An 18700-nucleotide genomic window follows, 5' to 3' on the forward strand; every position below is an offset into this window, starting at 1 on the left:
AAAAATTATAAGTTAGATTAGAATTTCAATTAAATCTATTTTCCTATTCATGAGTGACTTTCAAATAAAAAAATCGCCCACTATTTACGATGCAATTGTTGTCGGTTCTGGTGCTGGTGGAGGAATGGCAGCATACGTTTTAGCAAATGCCGGACAAAAAGTTTTAATGCTCGAAGCAGGTCAGTATTTTGACCCTAGAATGGATTCACATCAGCTGAAATGGCCGTGGGAATCTCCACGACGTGGTGCCGGAACGGTACGCCCTTTTGGAGATTTCGATGCCTCATATGGTGGTTGGGAATTGGAAGGTGAACCATATACACAAAAAAATAAAACTGAATTTGAATGGTTTCGTTCGAGAATGCTTGGTGGCAGAACTAACCACTGGGGCAGAATATCACTCAGAATGGGTCCAATTGATTTTAAACCAACTGATGGTTTAACCGATGCATGGCCAATAACTTATGATGATGTAAAACCTTTCTACGATAAGGTTGACAGAATGATAGGCATTTATGGAACTGCTGAGGGTATTGAAAATGAACCAGATGGAATTTTCATGAAACCGCCAAAACCAAGATTAAATGAATTATTCATAAAAAAAGGTGCTGAAAAAGCGGGCGTAAAAGTTATTACTGGTCGTGGTGCAGTTATGACTGAAGCCATAAAAGGCAATAACGACCGTGCACCTTGTTTTTACTGTGGGCAATGTGGCAGGAGCTGCAAAGTTTATGGCGATTTCTCTGCCTCTTCTTGTTTAGTTATTCCGGCTGTAAAAACGGGTAATTTAACGGTGATTACTGATGCAATGGTTAGAGAGGTAATTACGGATAAAGATGGTAATGCTAAGGGTGTGTCTTATGTTAACAGAAAGGATTTACAAGAATATCAGGTTTCGGGCAAACTCGTTATTTTAGGTGCAAGCGCATGCGAATCGGCACGTATTCTTTTAAACTCAAAATCTTCTGCACATCCGGGCGGTTTAGCCAATAGTAGTGGTGTTGTTGGTAAATATTTACATGATTCTACCGGAGCAGGCGTTTATGGTTTTCTACCCCAATTAATGGATAGAAAGCGATACAATGAAGATGGTTTAGGGAGTGTACATATTTATTCACCTTGGTGGTTAGATAATAAAAAACTGGATTTTCCTCGTGGATATCATATTGAGTACGGAGGCGGCTTAGGCATGCCTTCTTACGGATTTGGCGGCGGTGTTGCAAAAATGAACGGTATGGTTCCAGACAGAAACGGCAACAAAAAAGAAGCAGGTGGTTATGGAAAATCTCTAAAGGATGATTATCGCCGTTTTTATGGAACAAGTGTTGGCATGGCCGGCCGGGGAACTGCAATTGCAAGAGCAGATAATTATTGCGAAATCGACCCTGATATGGTTGATAAATACGGCATCCCAGTGTTAAGATTTAATTACAAATGGGCGAAGGAAGAGATTCTACAAGCTAAACATATGCAAGAAACCTTTCTATCAATTATGAAAGAAATGGGTGCTGTGGTTACTTCAGAAATTCATGGTGCGGATACTAATTATGGTTTACTAAATCCGGGTAAAATTATTCACGAGGTTGGAACAATCAGAATGGGAGATGACCCTAAAAAATCTGCGTTAAACAAATATTGCCAGGCTCACGATTGTAAAAACCTATTTGTAGTTGATGCGGGTCCGTTTGTGCAACAAGGTGATAAAAACGCTACCTGGACAATTTTGGCATTGGCTATGAGAACTGCAGAATACATATTGGCTCAAAAGAAAAAACAAAACATTTAAGAATTACATTATGAACAGACGTGATTCACTAAAAGCATTGGGCTTAACAGCCATTAGCACCAGTGTTATAATTGATGCTTGTAAGCAACCCGAAAACAAAACAGAAGTTGCTACAACACCAGAAGAAGGAACTAAAGAAACCGGCAGAGAACAATGGGAATTAGACCGAGATAAAAAGCTAAATGCCGAAACCTATTTCACTAAACATGAAATGGCTACAATTACCATTCTTGCAGATATTATCATTCCAAAAGATGATGTTTCTGGAAGTGCTTCTGAGGCAAAAGTGCCTGAATTTATAGAGTTTATTGTTAAGGATATTCCAGAGCACAAAGTTCCAATGCGTGGGGGATTAAAATGGCTGGATATTTATTGCTTTAACAAATTACAGAAATCGTTTGTAGAAGCTTCTGAGAAGGAAAGAATATCAGTTGTTGATGAAATTGCCTATCCTAATAAAGCCAGACCTGAGATGCTTCCAGGCGTTAAATTCTTCAACAGGATGCGTGATTTAACCGCTTCAGGTTTTTACACAACAGAAATGGGTGTTAAAGATATTGGTTATGTAGGCAATAGCCCTAACCAATGGGCAGGCGTACCAGATGACGTATTGAAACAGTACGGCATGCAAAACGTAAAAATATAATGCTATTAGTGCAGAAGTGTTTTAGAAAATGCTTCTGTACTAATCTTTTTTGATTGCCTCCTATCCAGTTTTTCGTATTGTTTAAATCGATCTGGGAAAGACGTTTTAACGTCATCAACTGAGTGTGATGTTAAAATTAAATTGAAATCAAAATTCAGTTCATCACCTTGGTTTAAACTCAACTTTCCGGTATATATATCAGTAAGCATAGAACTACCCTTTATATTTATCTGTATTGAGCCATTATTTCTCTTTAACCAATTACTATTGGTATTTATTCTTAAATAAAGTCCTAAACTGTCATTACCAATCCAAAATGCGGGCTTAATTTTATTCCACTGCTGGTCATTCCATTTAACAGTATCTCGTCTGTAATAATCTTTACGACCTAGACCCAATAAATATTTAGAAACTGATTTTTGAAATGGAATGTGAAAATTTATGCTTGATAGTTCAACGTCTTTGAGTGCTGTTAACTTCACTTTGTAGTTTACAAAACCATTTGAAAACATCGTTGCGGCAACATTCATGCTTAAATTATTTGACGCACTTTTAGCATTCCAAATTACCGAATCGCCACTTTCTGAGGATATGTTGCAATTTATAATATTCATCTTCTCCTGAGATTTAGTAGAAGTATAGAAATGAAAATGCATTGGCTCATATAGAAGGTTTTCTGATTTATCAAACAAACCTCCATTAATGTTGTAGTACTGTTTTGGAAAGCCATCAGCATTTACATCAAACTTCATATTATTTAGAGATATTAACTGACCTTGAACTTTCAGCTTACTTGATGAAACATCTTGTGAAAAAACAACTATGCTATTTAAAAAAAGAATGAATGCAACTAATATTCTGGACATGGTTACCGTTTTGAAGAATTTACGAATGAATATAAACAAAAAAAGTCCTGTTCTAATGAACAGGACTTTTAAGATTTTAAAGTGAATTGAATTATTCGCCCTTTGGCTCTTCTGTAGAAGGCGCTTCTTCAGTAGCAGCTTCTGGAGCAACCTCTTCAGCAGTTTCAGCTTTCGCTTCTTTTGCTTTTGGAGCTGCAGCTTTGCTTCTACCACGACGAGTAGTTTTCTTCTCTTCTTTAGCTTCTACATCTTTACCATAAACTTCGTTGAAATCAACTAATTCGATTAAAGCCATCTCAGCATTATCACCTAAACGATTGTTTAATTTGATAATACGAGTGTAACCACCCGGACGATTTGCAACTTTCTCAGCAACTTCACGGAATAAAATCGTTACAACTTCTTTATCTTGAAGATAAGAGAATACAGTACGACGAGAGTGAGTTGTATCATTTTTTGATTTAGTGATAATTGGCTCAACATAAGTACGTAAAGATTTAGCTTTAGCTAAAGTTGTAGTAATTCTTTTGTGCTTAATAAGTGAAGTAGCCATGTTAGCTAACATCGCTTTTCTGTGGCTGTCGGTTCTGCCTAAGTGATTAACTTTTTTACCGTGTCTCATTGTTCTTTAATTAAGTGTATACCGTCTCTGTCTCAGAGGGAATTATACACTGTGAAATAATAATTTATTATTAAAGTAATAAGTTGTAAGTTTTACGTAATACGTACTACCTATAACTTAAAACAATTTTATTCTTCGTCTAATTTAAATTTAGACAGGTTCATACCAAATGACAAACCTTTTGATTTTACAAGCTCTTGAATCTCTGTTAAAGATTTCTTACCGAAGTTTCTGAATTTTAACATATCAGCAACATCGTAAGAAACTAAATCAGCTAAAGTGCGGATATCAGCAGCTTTTAAGCAATTTAATGCTCTAACTGAAAGATCCATATCTACTAATTCAGTTTTAAGGATTTTACGCATATGTAAAATTTCTTCATCAACTTCTTTAGTTTCTTCTTTAGCTTGAGATTCTAATACTAAATTCTCATCAGAGAATAACATAAAGTGTTGGATAAGAATCTTAGCCGCTTCTTTTAATGCTTCTTCAGGATGAATTGAACCGTCAGTAGAGATATCTAATACTAATTTCTCATAATCCGTTTTTTGCTCAACACGAAAGTTTTCAATCGTGTATTTTACATTTTTCATCGGAGTATAAATCGAATCGATTGCGATAACACCTACAACAGCATCAGCAACTTTATTTTCTTCAGCGGGTACATAACCACGTCCTTTATTGATGGTTAATTCCACTTCCAAAGTAACAGATTTGTCCATGTTGCAAATTACATGCTCAGGGTTTAAAACTGTAAAGTTGTTAGAGAATTTAGTGATATCACCAGCTTGAAACTGATCTTGACCATTAACGATGATGAAAACTTTCTCAGAATCACCTGAATCACCAGTCTTCTTAAAACGAACTTGTTTTAAGTTTAAGATGATATCAGTTAAATCTTCTACAACACCTTTCATGGTAGAAAATTCATGAGAAACGCCTGAAAAACGAATAGTAGTAATAGCATAACCTTCTAAAGAAGAAAGTAAAATTCTTCTTAAGGCATTACCAATTGTTACACCGAAACCGGGCTCTAAAGGACGAAATTCAAATGTGCCATCGAAATCAGTAGATTTCTGCATGATCACTTTGTCAGGTTTCTGAAATGCTAAAATTGCCATTTATAATTTTTTAAATTCGTTAGTGAATATATAGTAACAAGAAAAAAGTTAATTACCCTTTCGATGTAATTAACTATTCTATTTATTACTTTGAGTATAACTCGATGATTAAGTTTTCCTTAATGTTTTCTGGAATCTCATCGCGTTGAGGATAAGTTAAGAACTTACCTGTTAAATCGCTTGCATTCCATTCTAACCAGGCAAATTTATTAATTGTTCTGCCTGCAACAGAGTTAGTAATTGATTCTAATGATTTAGACTTTTCACGAACCGCTACAACATCACCAGCTTTTAACTGATATGAAGGGATATTTACAACTTCACCATTCACGGTTACGTGTTTATGGCTAACTAACTGGCGTGCACCAGAACGGGTTGTTGCAATACCTAAACGGTAAACTGTGTTATCTAAACGTGCTTCTAATAATTGAAGTAAGTTATCACCTGTGATACCTGCACGTGAAGATGCTTTTTTAAACAAGTTACTGAACTGCTTTTCTAATACACCATAAGTATATTTTACTTTTTGTTTCTCCATTAACTGGATAGCATACTCAGATTGTTTTCCTCTTCTTTTAGACACGCCATGTTGTCCAGGAGGATAATTTTTTCTGTCTAACACCTTATCAGGACCGAAGATTGGTTCTCTGAATTTACGGGCGATTTTTGATTTTGGGCCTGTATATCTTGCCATTTTTTTCTGTTTTTAAAGTATCATTCAGCCTGTAACTGAAGATTCTTAGCTTTAAAATTAATTAAACTCTTCTCTTTTTAGGAGGACGACATCCGTTGTGAGGAAGTGGAGTAATATCTTTAATAGATGTTACTTCGATACCTGCTACTTGCAAAGTTCTGATTGCAGATTCACGACCTGAACCCGGACCTTTTACAAATACTTCAACTTTACGTAAACCTAAATCAAACGCAACTTTACCACAATCTGAAGCTGCTTGACCAGCTGCATATGGTGTGTTCTTTTTAGAACCTTTAAAGCCCATTTTACCAGCAGAAGACCAAGAAATAGTCTGTCCGTTGTTGTTTGTTAAGGTAACGATAATGTTGTTGAAGGTAGCATTGATATGCGCCTGACCAACAGGCTCAATTACAACGATACGTTTTTTTGTTACTTTTTTACTCTTAGCCATGTTTTTTATTACTGAATGAGAGAATGTTTGATTGATTAAATGAAAGAATGCTAAACATTCAATAATTCAATCATACTAAATTCAATCATTAATTTTTCCTACTTAGTAGCTTTTTTCTTGTTAGCAACTGTTTTTCTCTTACCCTTACGAGTACGTGAGTTATTTTTAGTACGCTGACCACGAGAAGGTAAACCTTTTCTGTGACGTAAACCACGGTAGCAACCAATATCCATTAAACGTTTAATGTTTAACTGAACTTCTGAGCGTAAAGCACCTTCTACTTTAATCTCATCGTTAATCATTGTACGGATAGCCGATAATTCATCATCAGACCAATCTTGTACTTTTTTGTTTAAGTCGATACCTGCAGTAGTTAAAATACGTTGCGCAGTTGTTCTACCTATTCCGTAGATGTAGGTTAACCCTATCTCTCCTCTTTTGTTTCTTGGTAAATCAATACCTGAAATCCTTGCCATATTTATTTTATGTTTTTACGTAATTCCGAACGGCGGGCCACCGTTGTACGGTAAATTACAATATTTTCTAATTACCCTTGACGTTGCTTGTATTTCGGATTTTTCTTGTTGATAACGTAAAGTTTACCTTTACGGCGAATAATCTTACAATCAGCGCTACGTTTTTTAATTGATGATCTAACTTTCATTTTATTTGTATCTATAAGTGATGCGACCTTTTGTTAAATCATAAGGCGACATCTCTAGTTTCACTTTATCACCAGGAAGAATTTTGATGTAGTGCATCCTCATCTTACCTGAAATGTGCGCAATAATCTCATGCCCGTTTTCGAGTTCAACCCTAAACATCGCATTTGATAATGCTTCTCTTATTACTCCGTCTTGTTCAATTGAGGCTTGTTTAGCCATATTTTATTGATTGTTACTTAATTAGCTGCTTACAAACAGGGTTGCAAAATTAAATAAAAAATTTTAATAATTTATTTTTTTTGTTGTAAAACTTCTTCTATTATCGAAAACGTTGATAATACGTCTGCTTTCCCCTTTTTTATTGCTATTGTATGTTCAAAATGTGCTGATGGTTTATTGTCTCTGCTGGTAATTGTCCAACCATCCTTATGGAAATAAACACCGGCAACGCCTGCATTTATCATTGGCTCAATCGCGATAACCATGCCCTCTTCAAGCTTTGGTCCGCTACCTCTTTTTCCGTAATTAGGAACATCCGGTTTTTCGTGAAGTTTAACACCAACTCCATGACCAACCAACTCTCTAACTACACCAAATCCGTTCGCTTCTGCATGCTGTTGTACAGCGTAGCTGATGTCTCCAACACGCATCCCAACAACAGCCTTTTCAATTCCAAGAAGCAAGGATTGTTTTGTAACTTCAACGAGTTTCTGTTTTTCTGTATCTACTTCTCCAATTGAAAAAGTATAAGCCGAATCGCCAAAAAAATTGTTTTTAATTACACCACAATCTACTGAAATCAAATCACCCTCTTGAATTACATAATCACTAGGAAAACCATGAACAACTTGTTCATTTGGTGAAATACATAGTGAGTATGGAAAGCCATTGTAGTTTAAAAACGCAGGAACTGCTCCATTATCGTTAATAAACTCGAATGCTAATTTATCCAGTTGCTTCGTGCTAATGCCTGGAGCAATAACTTTAGCAACTTCAGCTAAAGTATTGGATACAAGCATAGAGCTCTCTCGTATTAACTCGATCTCTTCCAGAGATTTGTAATAGATTTTAGACATTCATTTCAGCTTTGAATGACTGAATTTAAAATGAGTGAAACTCCATATGGCGTTTCACTCATTTTATCATTCAAATTATAATAATGTTATGATTACAATGCTGCATTGCTACTAGCTGCAGGAACACCTGTTCTGCCAGTAACTCTACCAGTTTTCATTAATCCATCGTAATGACGCATCAATAGGTAACTTTCAATTTGTTGTAAAGTATCTAAAACAACACCTACTAAAATCAATAGTGATGTACCACCAAAGAAATGAGCAAACTCTTGTTTAATACCAAATTTTACAGCTACCGAAGGTAATACAGCAATAATTGCTAAAAATACTGCTCCTGGGAATGTGATTTTTGAGATAACATCATCAATAAAAGTTGATGTTGCCAAACCTGGTTTTACACCTGGAATAAAACCACCATTTTTCTTCATATCATCACTCATTTGAGTTGGATTGACCGTAATGGCTGTATAGAAAAATGTGAAGGCAATAATTAAAAATGCAAATGTTAAGCTGTATGCTAAAGATGTTGTATTGCTAAATTGAATTAACCATGAACCTTGCAATGAAGGAACGAATTGAATCAAAGCACCAGGAATAAACATTAAAGCCTGAGCAAAGATAATCGGCATTACACCTGCAGCATTTACCTTTAACGGAATGTATTGACGAACACCACCAAATTGACGGTTTCCAACAATTTTTTTCGCATATTGTACAGGCACCTTACGTACACCTTGTACAATTAAAATAGTAAACATTACAATTGCAAATAAAGCAACAACCTCTAATACCAAAGCAACCGGACCACCACCTGTACTTGCAGCACCAACTTTATCAGAAAATTCCTGACTAATAGCTTGCGGTAAGCGAGCGATAATACCCACCATAATAATTAAAGATGTACCGTTACCAATACCTTTATCAGTAATTTTTTCACCTAACCACATTACAAATAAAGTACCCGCAGTTAAAACAAACGTAGATACAATGTAAAACATGGTTTGGCTCATAACTGGCAATATTGCAGTTTCTGGAACCTGTGTTTTAACGTAACCAACTGATTGAACAATCGTAATGGCAACTGTTAAATAACGTGTAATCTGATTTAATTTCTTTCTACCACTTTCGCCCTCTTTCTGCATTTTTTGGAAAGTAGGAACAGCAATACCTAATAATTGCACCACAATCGATGCAGAGATATAAGGCATTACGCCTAACGCCAAAATTGAAACACGAGAGAAAGAACCTCCGGCAAACATATCAAGTAAGCCTAAGATGCCCGATTTTTCGTTTTCGCCTAAAGCGGTTGGATCAACACCTGGTAAAACCACGTGAGATACGAAACGGTATACCAAAAGAATCATAACCGTAAATAAAATACGATCTTTTAATTCTTGAATTTTCCAGATATTACTTAAAGTAGTAAATAGCTTCTTCATTTAATAATTACAATTTTACAATTGAACCACCTGCTGCTTCAATAGCTTTTTGTGCGGTTGCAGAAAACGCATGTGCTGTAACTTCGATTTTTGCTTTTACTTCACCACGACCTAAAATTTTAACTAAGTCGTTCTTAGAAGCTAAACCATGTTGTTGTAAAGCTGCAAAATCGATAGTAGTTAAATTGAATTTTTCAGCTAAGCCTTGTAAAACATCTAAGTTTACACCAACATATTCTGTACGGTTAATTGGTTTGAAACCAACTTTAGGCACACGACGTTGTAGAGGCATTTGACCACCTTCGAAACCGATTTTGGTAGAGTGACCAGAACGTGAACCAGCACCTTTGTGACCACGAGTTGAAGTACCACCACGGCCTGAACCTGTACCACGACCAATTCTTTTACTGTTTTTTGTAGAACCTTTTGCAGGTTTTAAATTACTTAAATTCATTTTTTTGAATTTGTGTTGCCCTTCGCTTTCACTAAACAGGTACAACGATTAATAAATAATGATTGAATTTTGAATGATTGAATGTTTTGCAATATGCACATTCTTTCACTCAAAACTCATTCATTCAATAATGTTCTTAAATTGCTTCGATTGCGATTAAGTGATTCACTTTACGAATCATACCGATAATTTGGGGAGTAGCTTCTACCTCAACACTTTGGTTCATTTTTGATAAACCTAAAGCCTGAACGGTTCTTTTTTGGCGCTCGCTTCTATCGATAACGCTTTTTACTTGTGTTATTTTGATCTTAGCCATGATATTATCCGTTAAAAACTTTGTTTAAATCGATACCACGAGTTTGAGCTACTGTATAAGCATCACGCATTTTAGTCAATGCATCAACAGTTGCTTTTACCACGTTGTGAGGATTTGATGAACCTTTAGATTTTGCAAGTACGTTGTGTACACCAGCACTCTCTAATACAGCACGCATTGCACCACCTGCAATTACACCAGTACCTACTGCCGCTGGTTTGATTAAAACAAAACCACCAGAGAATTTACCGATTTGCTCGTGAGGAACAGTACCGTTTAAAATTGGAACTTTTACTAAGTTCTTTTTAGCATCATCCACACCCTTTGCAATTGCTTCAGTTACTTCTTTCGCTTTACCTAAACCGAAACCAACAACACCGTTCTCATCTCCAACAACAACAATTGCTGAGAAGCTGAAAGTACGACCACCTTTGGTTACTTTGGCAACACGTTGTATACTAACCAAACGATCCTTTAATTCGATATCGGTGGTTTTAACTCTTTTTATATTAATAGTTGACATCTTACTTTTTCTTTCAGATTAAAATACTAGACCAGCCTCGCGAGCACCTTCTGCTAACGATTTTACACGACCGTGGTATAAATAGCCATTTCTATCGAAAACAACTTGTTTTACACCTGCAGCAATTGCTTTTTCGGCTACTAATTTACCTACTGCAACTGATTGGTCTGATTTATTTCCAGTACCAGCAAAATCTTTCGATAATGATGATGCCGAAGCGATTGTTGTACCGGTTACATCGTTAATTACCTGAGCATAAATCCCTTTATTGCTTCTATATACAGATAACCTTGGACGCTCTTCCGAACCGGTAAGTCTTTTTCTGATCCCTTTTTTAATACGATCTCTTCTTGATAATTTTTTACCTGCCATGATTACTATTTTTTAGACGCTGATTTACCTGCTTTTCTTCTTAACACTTCACCTACAAACTTGATACCTTTACCTTTATATGGCTCCGGTGCACGTAACGAACGGATTTTCGCTGCTACTTGTCCAATCAATTGTTTGTCAATACTTTCTAAAATGATTTTAGGTGTTTGACCTTTTTCTGATGTCGTAGTTACTTTAATTTCTTGTGGCAATTGGAATACATAGTGGTGAGAATAACCTAAAACTAAATCCAAAGTATTACCTTGATTTGTTGCACGGTAACCAACACCTACTAATTCTTGCTCTAATTTATAACCATCTGTTACACCAACAACCATGTTGTTAATTAACGAACGATATAAACCATGTAAAGCTTTGTGTTTCTTTTGCTCTGATGGACGGTTAACTGTTAAAGTACCTTCCTCTTGACTTACAGTGATATCTGAATCTACTGCTTGTGTTAATTCACCTTTAGGTCCTTTTACAGTTACAACGTTATCTTTTGATACGGTAACAGTAACACCTGCAGGGATTGTAATTGGGGCTTTTCCTATTCTTGACATTGTGTTGTTCTCCTAAATATTAATAAACGTGACACAATACCTCACCACCAATGTTTAATTTGGCTGCTTCTTTATCAGTCATTACACCTTTAGAAGTAGATAAGATTGCGATACCTAAACCGTTTAATACTCTTGGCATATTTTCTACACCAGCATAGTTTCTCAAACCTGGTTTACTTACTCGCACTAATGTACGAATAGCAGGAACTTTAGTAATTGGATTGTATTTCAAAGCGATTTTAATAATGCCTTGAACTGTAGTATCTTCAAACTTATAGTTCGCGATGTAACCTTTATCGAAAAGAACTTTAGTAATTTCTTTTTTAAGGTTTGATGCAGGAATTTCTACAACACGGTGGTTGGCCTTAATGGCATTCCTTACTCTTGTTAAATAATCTGCTATTGGATCTGTATTCATTATAATTGTTTTTGATAGTGGTTTCCTTCTGCTACCCAGCTGTGGGACCTGCTATCGGTTAAAATTCTATTTTTTTTGCAAAAATACAAAAGCACAAAGACTAAAGCGAATAAAATCGCTTTAGACTTTGAAACATTTTGTTTTAAGCTATATTACCAAGATGCTTTTTTAACCCCTGGTATTTTACCGTCTAAAGCCATTTGGCGGAAAGTTACCCTTGAAATACCAAAGGTACGCATATATCCACGTGGACGACCAGTTAATTTACAACGGTTGTGTAAACGTACCGGAGATGAGTTTTTAGGTAATTTATCTAAACCCTCTAAATCTCCTGCAGCTTTTAAAGCTGCACGTTTCTCAGCGTATCTAGCTACCAATTTTTGGCGCTTTACTTCGCGTGCTTTTACACCTTCTTTTGCCATTATTCTGCTGTTTTTTGATTTTTAAATGGTAATCCGAATTGTTTCAATAACTCAAGAGCCTCAACGTCAGATTTTGCCGAAGTTACGAAAGTTATATCCATCCCTAAAATTTTATTGATTTTATCGATATTAATCTCAGGGAAAATGATTTGCTCAGTAACACCTAAGGTGTAGTTACCTTTTCCATCAAATCCTTTATCATTGATACCTTTGAAATCACGAATACGTGGCAAAGCTACAGAAATCAAACGATCTAAAAACTCGTACATATTGTTATCACGTAACGTTACACGCACACCTACAGGCATACCTTTACGTAATTTAAAGTTCGAGATATCTTTTTTAGATTGAGCCGGAACCGCTTGCTGACCAGTAATAGTAGTCAACTCAACGATTGTCGTGTCCATAATCTTTTTATCCGTTACAGAAAAACGACCTACACCCTGATTGATACAGATTTTCTCTAATTTAGGAACCTGCATTACAGTTTTGTACTGAAATTTTTCTTTTAAAGCACTTACAACTTCTTCTTTGTATTTGCTTTTTAGTCTTGGTGTAGTAGCCATTATTTAATCTCCTCTCCTGATATTTTAGCAACTCTAACGATTTTGCCATCAGCGTTAAGTTTACGACCCACGCGTGTAGCTTTACCAGATTTTGGATCAACCAACATCAAGTTAGAAATATGAAGAGCAGCCTCTTTTTTAATAATACCACCGTTAGGATTTGCAGCATTTGGTTTAGTATGTTTAGATACTAAGTTAATGCCTTCTACAATGGCTCTGTTTTTATCTATTTGTACTGAAAGTACTTTTCCTTGTTGACCTTTTGAATCGCCAGCAATTACTTTAACTAAATCTCCAGTGCGGATTTTAAGTTTTGATGGTGTATTTACTTTGTTTCCCATTTTATAATACCTCCGGTGCTAATGATACAATTTTCATGAATTGTTTTTCACGTAGTTCTCTCGCAACCGGGCCAAAGATACGTGTACCTCTTGGCTCATCCTGTGCGTTCAATAATACAGCAGCATTATCGTCAAAACGGATATAAGAACCATCTTTACGACGGATTTCTTTTTTTGTTCTTACAACAACTGCTTTAGAAACTGTACCTTTTTTAATATTACCTGACGGTAAAGCGCTTTTTACGGTAACAACTACTTTATCACCAATTGAAGCATAACGCTTGCCGGTTCCACCTAGCACACGAATTACTAATACTTCTTTTGCGCCGCTGTTATCAGCAACGTTTAATCTCGATTCCTGTTGTACCATCTTATTTAGCTCTTTCTAAAATTTGTACCAATCTCCAGTTCTTGTTTTTACTCAATGGACGAGTTTCCATGATTAATACTGTATCACCGATACCGCATTCATTTTTCTCATCATGAGCCATAAATTTGGTAGTTTTCTTTACGAACTTACCATAAATCGGGTGTTTTACTTTACGTTCCACGCTCACTACAACAGATTTATCCATCTTGTTGCTTACCACTAACCCGGTTCTTGTTTTTCTTAATTGTCTTTCCATTTCGACTCTCAAATTAATTAGTTTCAGTAGCTGACTCAGCGTTTTTTACTTTAGTCAGTTCAGTGTTTAAACGGGCTATGTCTTTTCTTACTTTAGCAATACGAGAAGGATTCTCGATAGCTGAAATAGTATGAGCGAACTTTAATTTTGATAAGTTCTCTTTTTCTTCCGCAATCTTAGCTACTAATTCTTCTTTTGAAAGCCCTGTGATTTCTGAATTTTTCATTTTTATTTTTCTTTACGGTTGAGTGTAGCGGTTATAATAAACAAGTATTTACAACATTCATCTCAACACTTTATTATGCTTCTACGTAATCTCTACGTACTACAAATTTTGTTTGGATTGGTAATTTCTGTGCGGCTAAACGTAATGCTTCTTTAGCAACTTCTAAAGGCACACCTTCAGCTTCGAAAATTACGCGTCCTGGTCTTACCACTGCTACCCAGTATTCAGGAGCACCCTTACCTTTACCCATACGTACTTCGGCAGGTTTTTTAGTTACCGGTTTGTCAGGGAAAATTCTGATCCATACTTGGCCTTCACGTTTCATGAAACGTGTTACCGCGATACGGGCAGCCTCTATCTGGCGACTTGTAATCCAAGTTGCTTCTAAAGATTTGATACCGAAAGATCCGAATGCTAATTCAGCTCCACGAGAAGCTAAACCCTTCATTCTGCCTTTTTGCATCTTCCTGAACTTCGTTCTTTTTGGCTGTAACATTTTATTTTGTTCTAATCGTTAAACGATGTTAATAAATCAATTATTTACGAGGACCTCTGTTAGCGCCTGCGCCACCACCTCTGTTTGCACCACCTTGGCCCGGACCACGACCGCCGCCCTGGTTTCCACCACGTCTGTCGTTACCACCACGGTTGTCTCTTCCACCACCTCTGTTATCTCTACCACCGAATGCTGGTTTATCAGATGCGCCTTTTGGACCGTTGTTTGTTGCACCAATGTTTGGAGACAAATCACGTTTTCCATAAACTTCACCTTTACAGATCCATACTTTAACACCGATTTTACCATAAGTGGTTAAAGCTTCAGCTAAAGCATAGTCAATATCAGCACGGAATGTATGCAAAGGTACTCTTCCTTCTTTGTACTGCTCAGTACGTGCCATCTCAGCACCACCTAAACGACCAGAAGTCATGATTTTAATACCTTCAGCACCCATACGCATTGTTGATGCGATAGAAGATTTCATTGCTCTACGGAATGAGATCCTTGCTTCTAATTGTTTTGCAACACCTTCTGCAACTAATTGTGCATCAAGCTCTGGGCGTTTAATTTCGAAGATGTTAATTTGAATTTCCTTTTTAGTCAATTGCTTTAACTCTTCTTTAATTTTATCAACCTCAGCACCTGCTTTACCGATTACGATACCTGGGCGAGCTGTGTGGATAGTTACAGTGATACGTTTTAAAGTACGCTCAATAACTACCTTTGCAACACCACCTTTAGCGATACGAGCAGAAAGGTATTTTCTTATTTTCTCATCTTCAACTAATTTATCGGAGTAGTTATTGCCACCGAACCAATTAGAATCCCATCCTTTGATGATACCTAATCTGGCACCTATTGGATTTGCTTTTTGTCCCATTTCCTTTAAATTAGTTTTGAGTTGTTTCTGTATTTTTACTATCTACAATCAGCGTGATGTGATTAGAACGCTTACGAATTCTATATCCACGGCCTTGAGGTGCCGGACGTAAACGTTTAAGTTGACGACCACCATCTACCATAATTGTTTTAACAAATAGTTCACTTCCATCAGAAGTTTTACCATTTTTAGCTTCCCAGTTGTTAATTGCAGATAATAATAATTTCTCAACTCTTATTGCTGCTTCTTTATTGGTAAACTTTAAAACACTTAATGCTTTCTCAACACGTTCACCTCTGATAAGATCTACAACCAAACGCATCTTACGCGGTGAGGTTGGACAATTGTTTAATTTTGCTATTGCTTCCATTGTCTAATTATTTTTTCTTTTCAGCGTGTCCTCTGAATGTTCTGGTTGGAGCAAATTCTCCCAACTTGTGACCAACCATGTTTTCTGTAACATATACGGGAATGAATTTATTACCGTTGTGTACTGCAAATGTATGATTAACGAAATCTGGTGAAATCATTGATCTACGAGACCAAGTTTTGATTACAGATTTTTTGCCCGAATCGTTCATAGCGTTTACTTTCTTCTCAACGTTATGATCAATATAAGGTCCTTTTTTTATCGAACGTGCCATTATTTCTTCCTTCTTTCTACGATGAAACGATTAGAATATTTTTTAAGTTCTCTGGTTTTGTAGCCTTTAGCCAATACACCATTTCTCGAACGTGGGTGACCACCTGATGATCTACCTTCACCACCACCCATTGGGTGATCTACTGGGTTCATCGCTACCGGTCTAGTTCTCGGACGACGACCTAACCAACGTTTACGACCAGCTTTACCTAATACTTCGTTTGCGTGATCTGAGTTAGATACAGCACCGATAGTAGCAAGACAAGTAGTCAAGATTAAACGGGTTTCGCCAGAAGGCATTTTTAAAGTAGCATATTTACCATCGCGGGCAGCTAATTGTGCATAAGCACCTGCACTACGAGCTAATTGTGCTCCTTTTCCAGGATGGATTTCTACGTTGTGAACGATAGAACCTAATGGAATGTTTGATAATTTTAAAGTGTTACCTACTTCTGGAGCTGCAGTATCGCCCGATAATAATACCGAACCAACTTGTAATCCTTCAGGAGCAATAATGTAACGCTTCTCGCCATCTGCATAATTCAATAATGCGATGCGGGCAGTACGGTTCGGATCGTATTCAACAGTAGCTACTGTTGCAGGAATATCGAATTTATCGCGTTTGAAGTCGATTAAACGATATGATTTTTTATGACCACCACCCATGTAGCGCATAGTCATTTTACCTGTGTTGTTACGTCCACCAGACTTTTTTGATGATACAACCAATGATTTTTCGGGCTTGGTTGCTGTAATCTCCGTAAAGCTGGCCCCTACTCTAAAGCGGGTACCCGGAGTAACTGGTTTAAATTTTCTTAAGCCCATAGTTATAATTAATAATTAAATTAAAGATTTGCGTAATAATCTATTGTTTCACCGTCTTTCAACGTTACAATTGCTTTTTTGTATTTCGGGCTACGGCCAGAAACAAAACCTGCTTTAGTATAACGAGATTTAGCTTTACCATCTACAACCATAGTATTGATGGCTACGATAGTTACTCCATAAAGTTTTTCGATTGCAGATTTAATCTGTAATTTATTTGCTTTATGATTAACGCTAAACGTGAAAACGTTTAATTTTTCAGTTAAACCTGAAGCTTTTTCGGTTAATATTGGTTTTTTTAAAATTTCCATATTACTTGGCAAATGCCTCCTCCAAAGTTTTAACAGAATCTGCAGTTAAAACAAGTACACCTGCGTTTAATACATCATATGTATTTAAATCTGCTGCAGTAATTACTTTAGTTTTCTCTACGTTTCTGCTTGATAAATAGATATTATTATTTTGTGAAGGTAAAACCAACAAAGTTTTTTGTGTACCTACGTTTAACGCAGCTAATAAACTTGTATAGTTTTTAGTTTTAATTGTATCGAAGTTGAAATCTTCTAAAACTACCACGTTGTTATCTTTTGCTTTGTAAGCTAAAGCAGATTTACGTGCTAATGATTTTAATTTCTTGTTCAATTTAAAACTGTAATCACGTGGTTGAGGACCGAAAACACGACCACCACCGTTAAATAACGGAGATTTAATGCTACCTGCTCTTGCACCACCTGTACCTTTTTGTTTGTATAGTTTACGAGTTGAACCAGCAATCTCATTACGTTGTTTAGATTTGTGAGTACCTTGACGTTGGTTAGCCAAATACTGTTTAACATCTAAATAAATCGCGTGGTCGTTAGGCTCGATACCAAATACCGATTCAGGAAGTTGCACCTTGGCACCTGTTTCTTTACCTGAAATGTTTAATACTTTAACTTCCATCTGATTACTTGTCTAAGATTACGTAAGAACCTTTAGCTCCTGGAATGGAACCACTAACTACTAATAAGTTTTGCTCAGCATAAACCTTCAAAACCTGTAAGTTTTGAACTTTCACTCTGTCTCCACCTGTTCTTCCTGCCATGCGCATTCCTTTGAATACACGTGATGGGAATGATGATGCTCCCAATGAACCTGGGGCACGTAAACGGTTATGCTGACCGTGAGTCTGCATACCAACACCGGCAAATCCGTGGCGTTTTACAACACCTTGAAAACCTTTACCTTTTGAGGTACCTACAACATCAACAAAATCGCCTTCTGCAAATGCATCTACAGTTACCACATCACCTAAATTAAGTTCTGTTGTAAATGAGTTGAATTCTACCAGCTTGCGTTTCGGAGTTGTGTTTGCTTTCGCGAAATGGCCTTTTAACGGTTGAGTTGTGTTTTTCTCTTTTTTCTCATCGTATCCTAACTGAATAGATGAATACCCGTCTTTTTCTTCGGTCTTCACTTGTGTAACTACACAAGGCCCAGCCTCGATTACAGTACATGGAATGTTTTTTCCGTCTGCATCGAAGATACTGGTCATTCCTACTTTTTTTCCAATAATTCCTGACATTTTATCTTTTAATTTAACACCCATCGAAGCAGTAGGGCTTCGTTCAAGGTGGTTGTGCATCCCCCGAAAGGGAGGGCAAAGATAGGCAAGAATTAT

The 18700-nt window shown here is 36.5% G+C and carries 32 protein-coding genes; 2 read left to right on the forward strand and 30 right to left on the reverse strand.

The features are described 5' to 3' along the window. The first annotated feature begins 49 nt into the window (after positions 1-49). Entirely contained in the window at positions 50-1786 is a 1737-nt protein-coding gene (locus tag QWY86_RS10180) for a GMC family oxidoreductase (RefSeq protein WP_290241574.1), read from the forward strand. Positions 1787-1796: 10 nt separating this feature from the next. Beyond that, positions 1797-2432 carry a gluconate 2-dehydrogenase subunit 3 family protein gene (locus QWY86_RS10185; protein ID WP_290241576.1) on the forward strand — a complete coding sequence of 212 codons (636 nt, stop codon included), beginning with the start codon at positions 1797-1799 and terminating at the stop codon, positions 2430-2432. A 5-nt stretch (positions 2433-2437) separates the two neighbouring features. Here the strand turns inward: QWY86_RS10185 and QWY86_RS10190 are convergent, their stop codons facing one another. From QWY86_RS10190 to rplC, 30 genes are all read right to left on the reverse strand, one after another. Further along, positions 2438-3298, reverse strand: a complete 861-nt coding sequence (locus QWY86_RS10190; protein ID WP_290241577.1) for a glycoside hydrolase domain-containing protein — start codon at positions 3296-3298, stop codon at positions 2438-2440. 91 nt (positions 3299-3389) lie between these two features. After that, positions 3390-3920 carry a 50S ribosomal protein L17 gene (rplQ, locus tag QWY86_RS10195; RefSeq protein ID WP_290241579.1) on the reverse strand — a complete coding sequence of 177 codons (531 nt, stop codon included), beginning with the start codon at positions 3918-3920 and terminating at the stop codon, positions 3390-3392. 128 nt (positions 3921-4048) lie between these two features. After that, positions 4049-5041: a DNA-directed RNA polymerase subunit alpha gene (locus tag QWY86_RS10200; RefSeq protein ID WP_290241581.1), complete on the reverse strand. Its 993-nt coding sequence runs from the start codon at positions 5039-5041 to the stop codon at positions 4049-4051. Between the two features lie 85 nt (positions 5042-5126). Further along, positions 5127-5735 (reverse strand): 30S ribosomal protein S4, encoded by a 609-nt coding sequence (gene rpsD, locus QWY86_RS10205; RefSeq protein ID WP_290241583.1) that lies wholly within the window; start codon positions 5733-5735, stop codon positions 5127-5129. Between the two features lie 61 nt (positions 5736-5796). After that, on the reverse strand, positions 5797-6186 hold the full coding sequence (rpsK, locus tag QWY86_RS10210; RefSeq protein WP_010599885.1) for a 30S ribosomal protein S11: 390 nt from the start codon (positions 6184-6186) through the stop codon (positions 5797-5799). A 98-nt stretch (positions 6187-6284) separates the two neighbouring features. Continuing rightward, on the reverse strand, positions 6285-6662 hold the full coding sequence (gene rpsM, locus QWY86_RS10215) for a 30S ribosomal protein S13 (RefSeq protein ID WP_010599886.1): 378 nt from the start codon (positions 6660-6662) through the stop codon (positions 6285-6287). 71 nt (positions 6663-6733) lie between these two features. After that, positions 6734-6850 (reverse strand): 50S ribosomal protein L36, encoded by a 117-nt coding sequence (gene rpmJ, locus QWY86_RS10220; RefSeq protein ID WP_010599887.1) that lies wholly within the window; start codon positions 6848-6850, stop codon positions 6734-6736. Between the two features lies 1 nt (position 6851). Beyond that, the gene (infA, locus tag QWY86_RS10225) at positions 6852-7070 is read right to left on the reverse strand and encodes a translation initiation factor IF-1 (RefSeq protein WP_010599888.1); all 219 of its coding nucleotides are present in this window, start codon (positions 7068-7070) and stop codon (positions 6852-6854) included. Positions 7071-7141: 71 nt separating this feature from the next. Further along, positions 7142-7927: a type I methionyl aminopeptidase gene (gene map / locus QWY86_RS10230; RefSeq protein WP_290241630.1), complete on the reverse strand. Its 786-nt coding sequence runs from the start codon at positions 7925-7927 to the stop codon at positions 7142-7144. Between the two features lie 92 nt (positions 7928-8019). After that, positions 8020-9366: a preprotein translocase subunit SecY gene (gene secY, locus QWY86_RS10235; RefSeq protein WP_290241631.1), complete on the reverse strand. Its 1347-nt coding sequence runs from the start codon at positions 9364-9366 to the stop codon at positions 8020-8022. 7 nt (positions 9367-9373) lie between these two features. Continuing rightward, positions 9374-9820 (reverse strand): 50S ribosomal protein L15, encoded by a 447-nt coding sequence (rplO, locus tag QWY86_RS10240; RefSeq protein ID WP_231459177.1) that lies wholly within the window; start codon positions 9818-9820, stop codon positions 9374-9376. Between the two features lie 136 nt (positions 9821-9956). Further along, complete coding sequence (gene rpmD, locus QWY86_RS10245; RefSeq protein WP_231427279.1) at positions 9957-10136, reverse strand: 50S ribosomal protein L30; 180 nt, start codon at positions 10134-10136, stop codon at positions 9957-9959. 4 nt (positions 10137-10140) lie between these two features. Continuing rightward, positions 10141-10659, reverse strand: coding sequence for a 30S ribosomal protein S5 (rpsE, locus tag QWY86_RS10250; protein ID WP_010599893.1), 519 nt, complete (start codon positions 10657-10659; stop codon positions 10141-10143). Between the two features lie 18 nt (positions 10660-10677). Continuing rightward, positions 10678-11031: a 50S ribosomal protein L18 gene (rplR, locus tag QWY86_RS10255; RefSeq protein ID WP_290241639.1), complete on the reverse strand. Its 354-nt coding sequence runs from the start codon at positions 11029-11031 to the stop codon at positions 10678-10680. 5 nt (positions 11032-11036) lie between these two features. Continuing rightward, positions 11037-11594: a 50S ribosomal protein L6 gene (gene rplF, locus QWY86_RS10260; RefSeq protein ID WP_290241642.1), complete on the reverse strand. Its 558-nt coding sequence runs from the start codon at positions 11592-11594 to the stop codon at positions 11037-11039. 19 nt (positions 11595-11613) lie between these two features. Beyond that, the gene (gene rpsH / locus QWY86_RS10265; RefSeq protein ID WP_025145213.1) at positions 11614-12012 is read right to left on the reverse strand and encodes a 30S ribosomal protein S8; all 399 of its coding nucleotides are present in this window, start codon (positions 12010-12012) and stop codon (positions 11614-11616) included. Between the two features lie 152 nt (positions 12013-12164). Next, entirely contained in the window at positions 12165-12434 is a 270-nt protein-coding gene (gene rpsN, locus QWY86_RS10270; protein WP_231459173.1) for a 30S ribosomal protein S14, read from the reverse strand. After that, complete coding sequence (rplE, locus tag QWY86_RS10275; protein WP_056097523.1) at positions 12434-13000, reverse strand: 50S ribosomal protein L5; 567 nt, start codon at positions 12998-13000, stop codon at positions 12434-12436. The genes rpsN and rplE overlap by 1 nt, the downstream gene beginning before the upstream one ends. Further along, the gene (gene rplX / locus QWY86_RS10280; RefSeq protein ID WP_290241648.1) at positions 13000-13341 is read right to left on the reverse strand and encodes a 50S ribosomal protein L24; all 342 of its coding nucleotides are present in this window, start codon (positions 13339-13341) and stop codon (positions 13000-13002) included. Before rplX ends, rplE begins: the two co-directional genes overlap by 1 nt. Before the next feature lies 1 nt (position 13342). Continuing rightward, positions 13343-13711, reverse strand: a complete 369-nt coding sequence (gene rplN, locus QWY86_RS10285) for a 50S ribosomal protein L14 (RefSeq protein WP_010599900.1) — start codon at positions 13709-13711, stop codon at positions 13343-13345. Position 13712: 1 nt separating this feature from the next. Next, the gene (rpsQ, locus tag QWY86_RS10290; RefSeq protein WP_010599901.1) at positions 13713-13967 is read right to left on the reverse strand and encodes a 30S ribosomal protein S17; all 255 of its coding nucleotides are present in this window, start codon (positions 13965-13967) and stop codon (positions 13713-13715) included. Between the two features lie 13 nt (positions 13968-13980). Next, positions 13981-14193 (reverse strand): 50S ribosomal protein L29, encoded by a 213-nt coding sequence (rpmC, locus tag QWY86_RS10295; RefSeq protein WP_056097521.1) that lies wholly within the window; start codon positions 14191-14193, stop codon positions 13981-13983. 73 nt (positions 14194-14266) lie between these two features. Further along, the gene (rplP, locus tag QWY86_RS10300) at positions 14267-14689 is read right to left on the reverse strand and encodes a 50S ribosomal protein L16 (RefSeq protein WP_010599903.1); all 423 of its coding nucleotides are present in this window, start codon (positions 14687-14689) and stop codon (positions 14267-14269) included. Between the two features lie 40 nt (positions 14690-14729). Then, positions 14730-15572, reverse strand: coding sequence for a 30S ribosomal protein S3 (rpsC, locus tag QWY86_RS10305; protein ID WP_290241654.1), 843 nt, complete (start codon positions 15570-15572; stop codon positions 14730-14732). Between the two features lie 10 nt (positions 15573-15582). Then, complete coding sequence (gene rplV, locus QWY86_RS10310; protein WP_231459164.1) at positions 15583-15942, reverse strand: 50S ribosomal protein L22; 360 nt, start codon at positions 15940-15942, stop codon at positions 15583-15585. Between the two features lie 7 nt (positions 15943-15949). Next, complete coding sequence (gene rpsS, locus QWY86_RS10315) at positions 15950-16216, reverse strand: 30S ribosomal protein S19 (protein ID WP_290241656.1); 267 nt, start codon at positions 16214-16216, stop codon at positions 15950-15952. Further along, positions 16216-17040 (reverse strand): 50S ribosomal protein L2, encoded by an 825-nt coding sequence (gene rplB, locus QWY86_RS10320; protein WP_290241658.1) that lies wholly within the window; start codon positions 17038-17040, stop codon positions 16216-16218. Before rplB ends, rpsS begins: the two co-directional genes overlap by 1 nt. A gap of 20 nt (positions 17041-17060) precedes the next feature. Next, complete coding sequence (gene rplW / locus QWY86_RS10325; RefSeq protein ID WP_231459159.1) at positions 17061-17351, reverse strand: 50S ribosomal protein L23; 291 nt, start codon at positions 17349-17351, stop codon at positions 17061-17063. A gap of 1 nt (position 17352) precedes the next feature. Further along, a complete protein-coding gene (rplD, locus tag QWY86_RS10330) occupies positions 17353-17982 on the reverse strand; it encodes a 50S ribosomal protein L4 (protein ID WP_231459157.1) in 630 nt (209 codons plus the stop codon). Between the two features lie 4 nt (positions 17983-17986). Beyond that, positions 17987-18604, reverse strand: coding sequence for a 50S ribosomal protein L3 (gene rplC / locus QWY86_RS10335; protein ID WP_290241746.1), 618 nt, complete (start codon positions 18602-18604; stop codon positions 17987-17989). Positions 18605-18700 lie beyond the last annotated feature (96 nt).

Origin of the sequence: Pedobacter aquatilis (genome assembly GCF_030409415.1) — a bacterium.
Taxonomy (GTDB): Bacteria; Bacteroidota; Bacteroidia; order Sphingobacteriales; family Sphingobacteriaceae; genus Pedobacter; species Pedobacter aquatilis.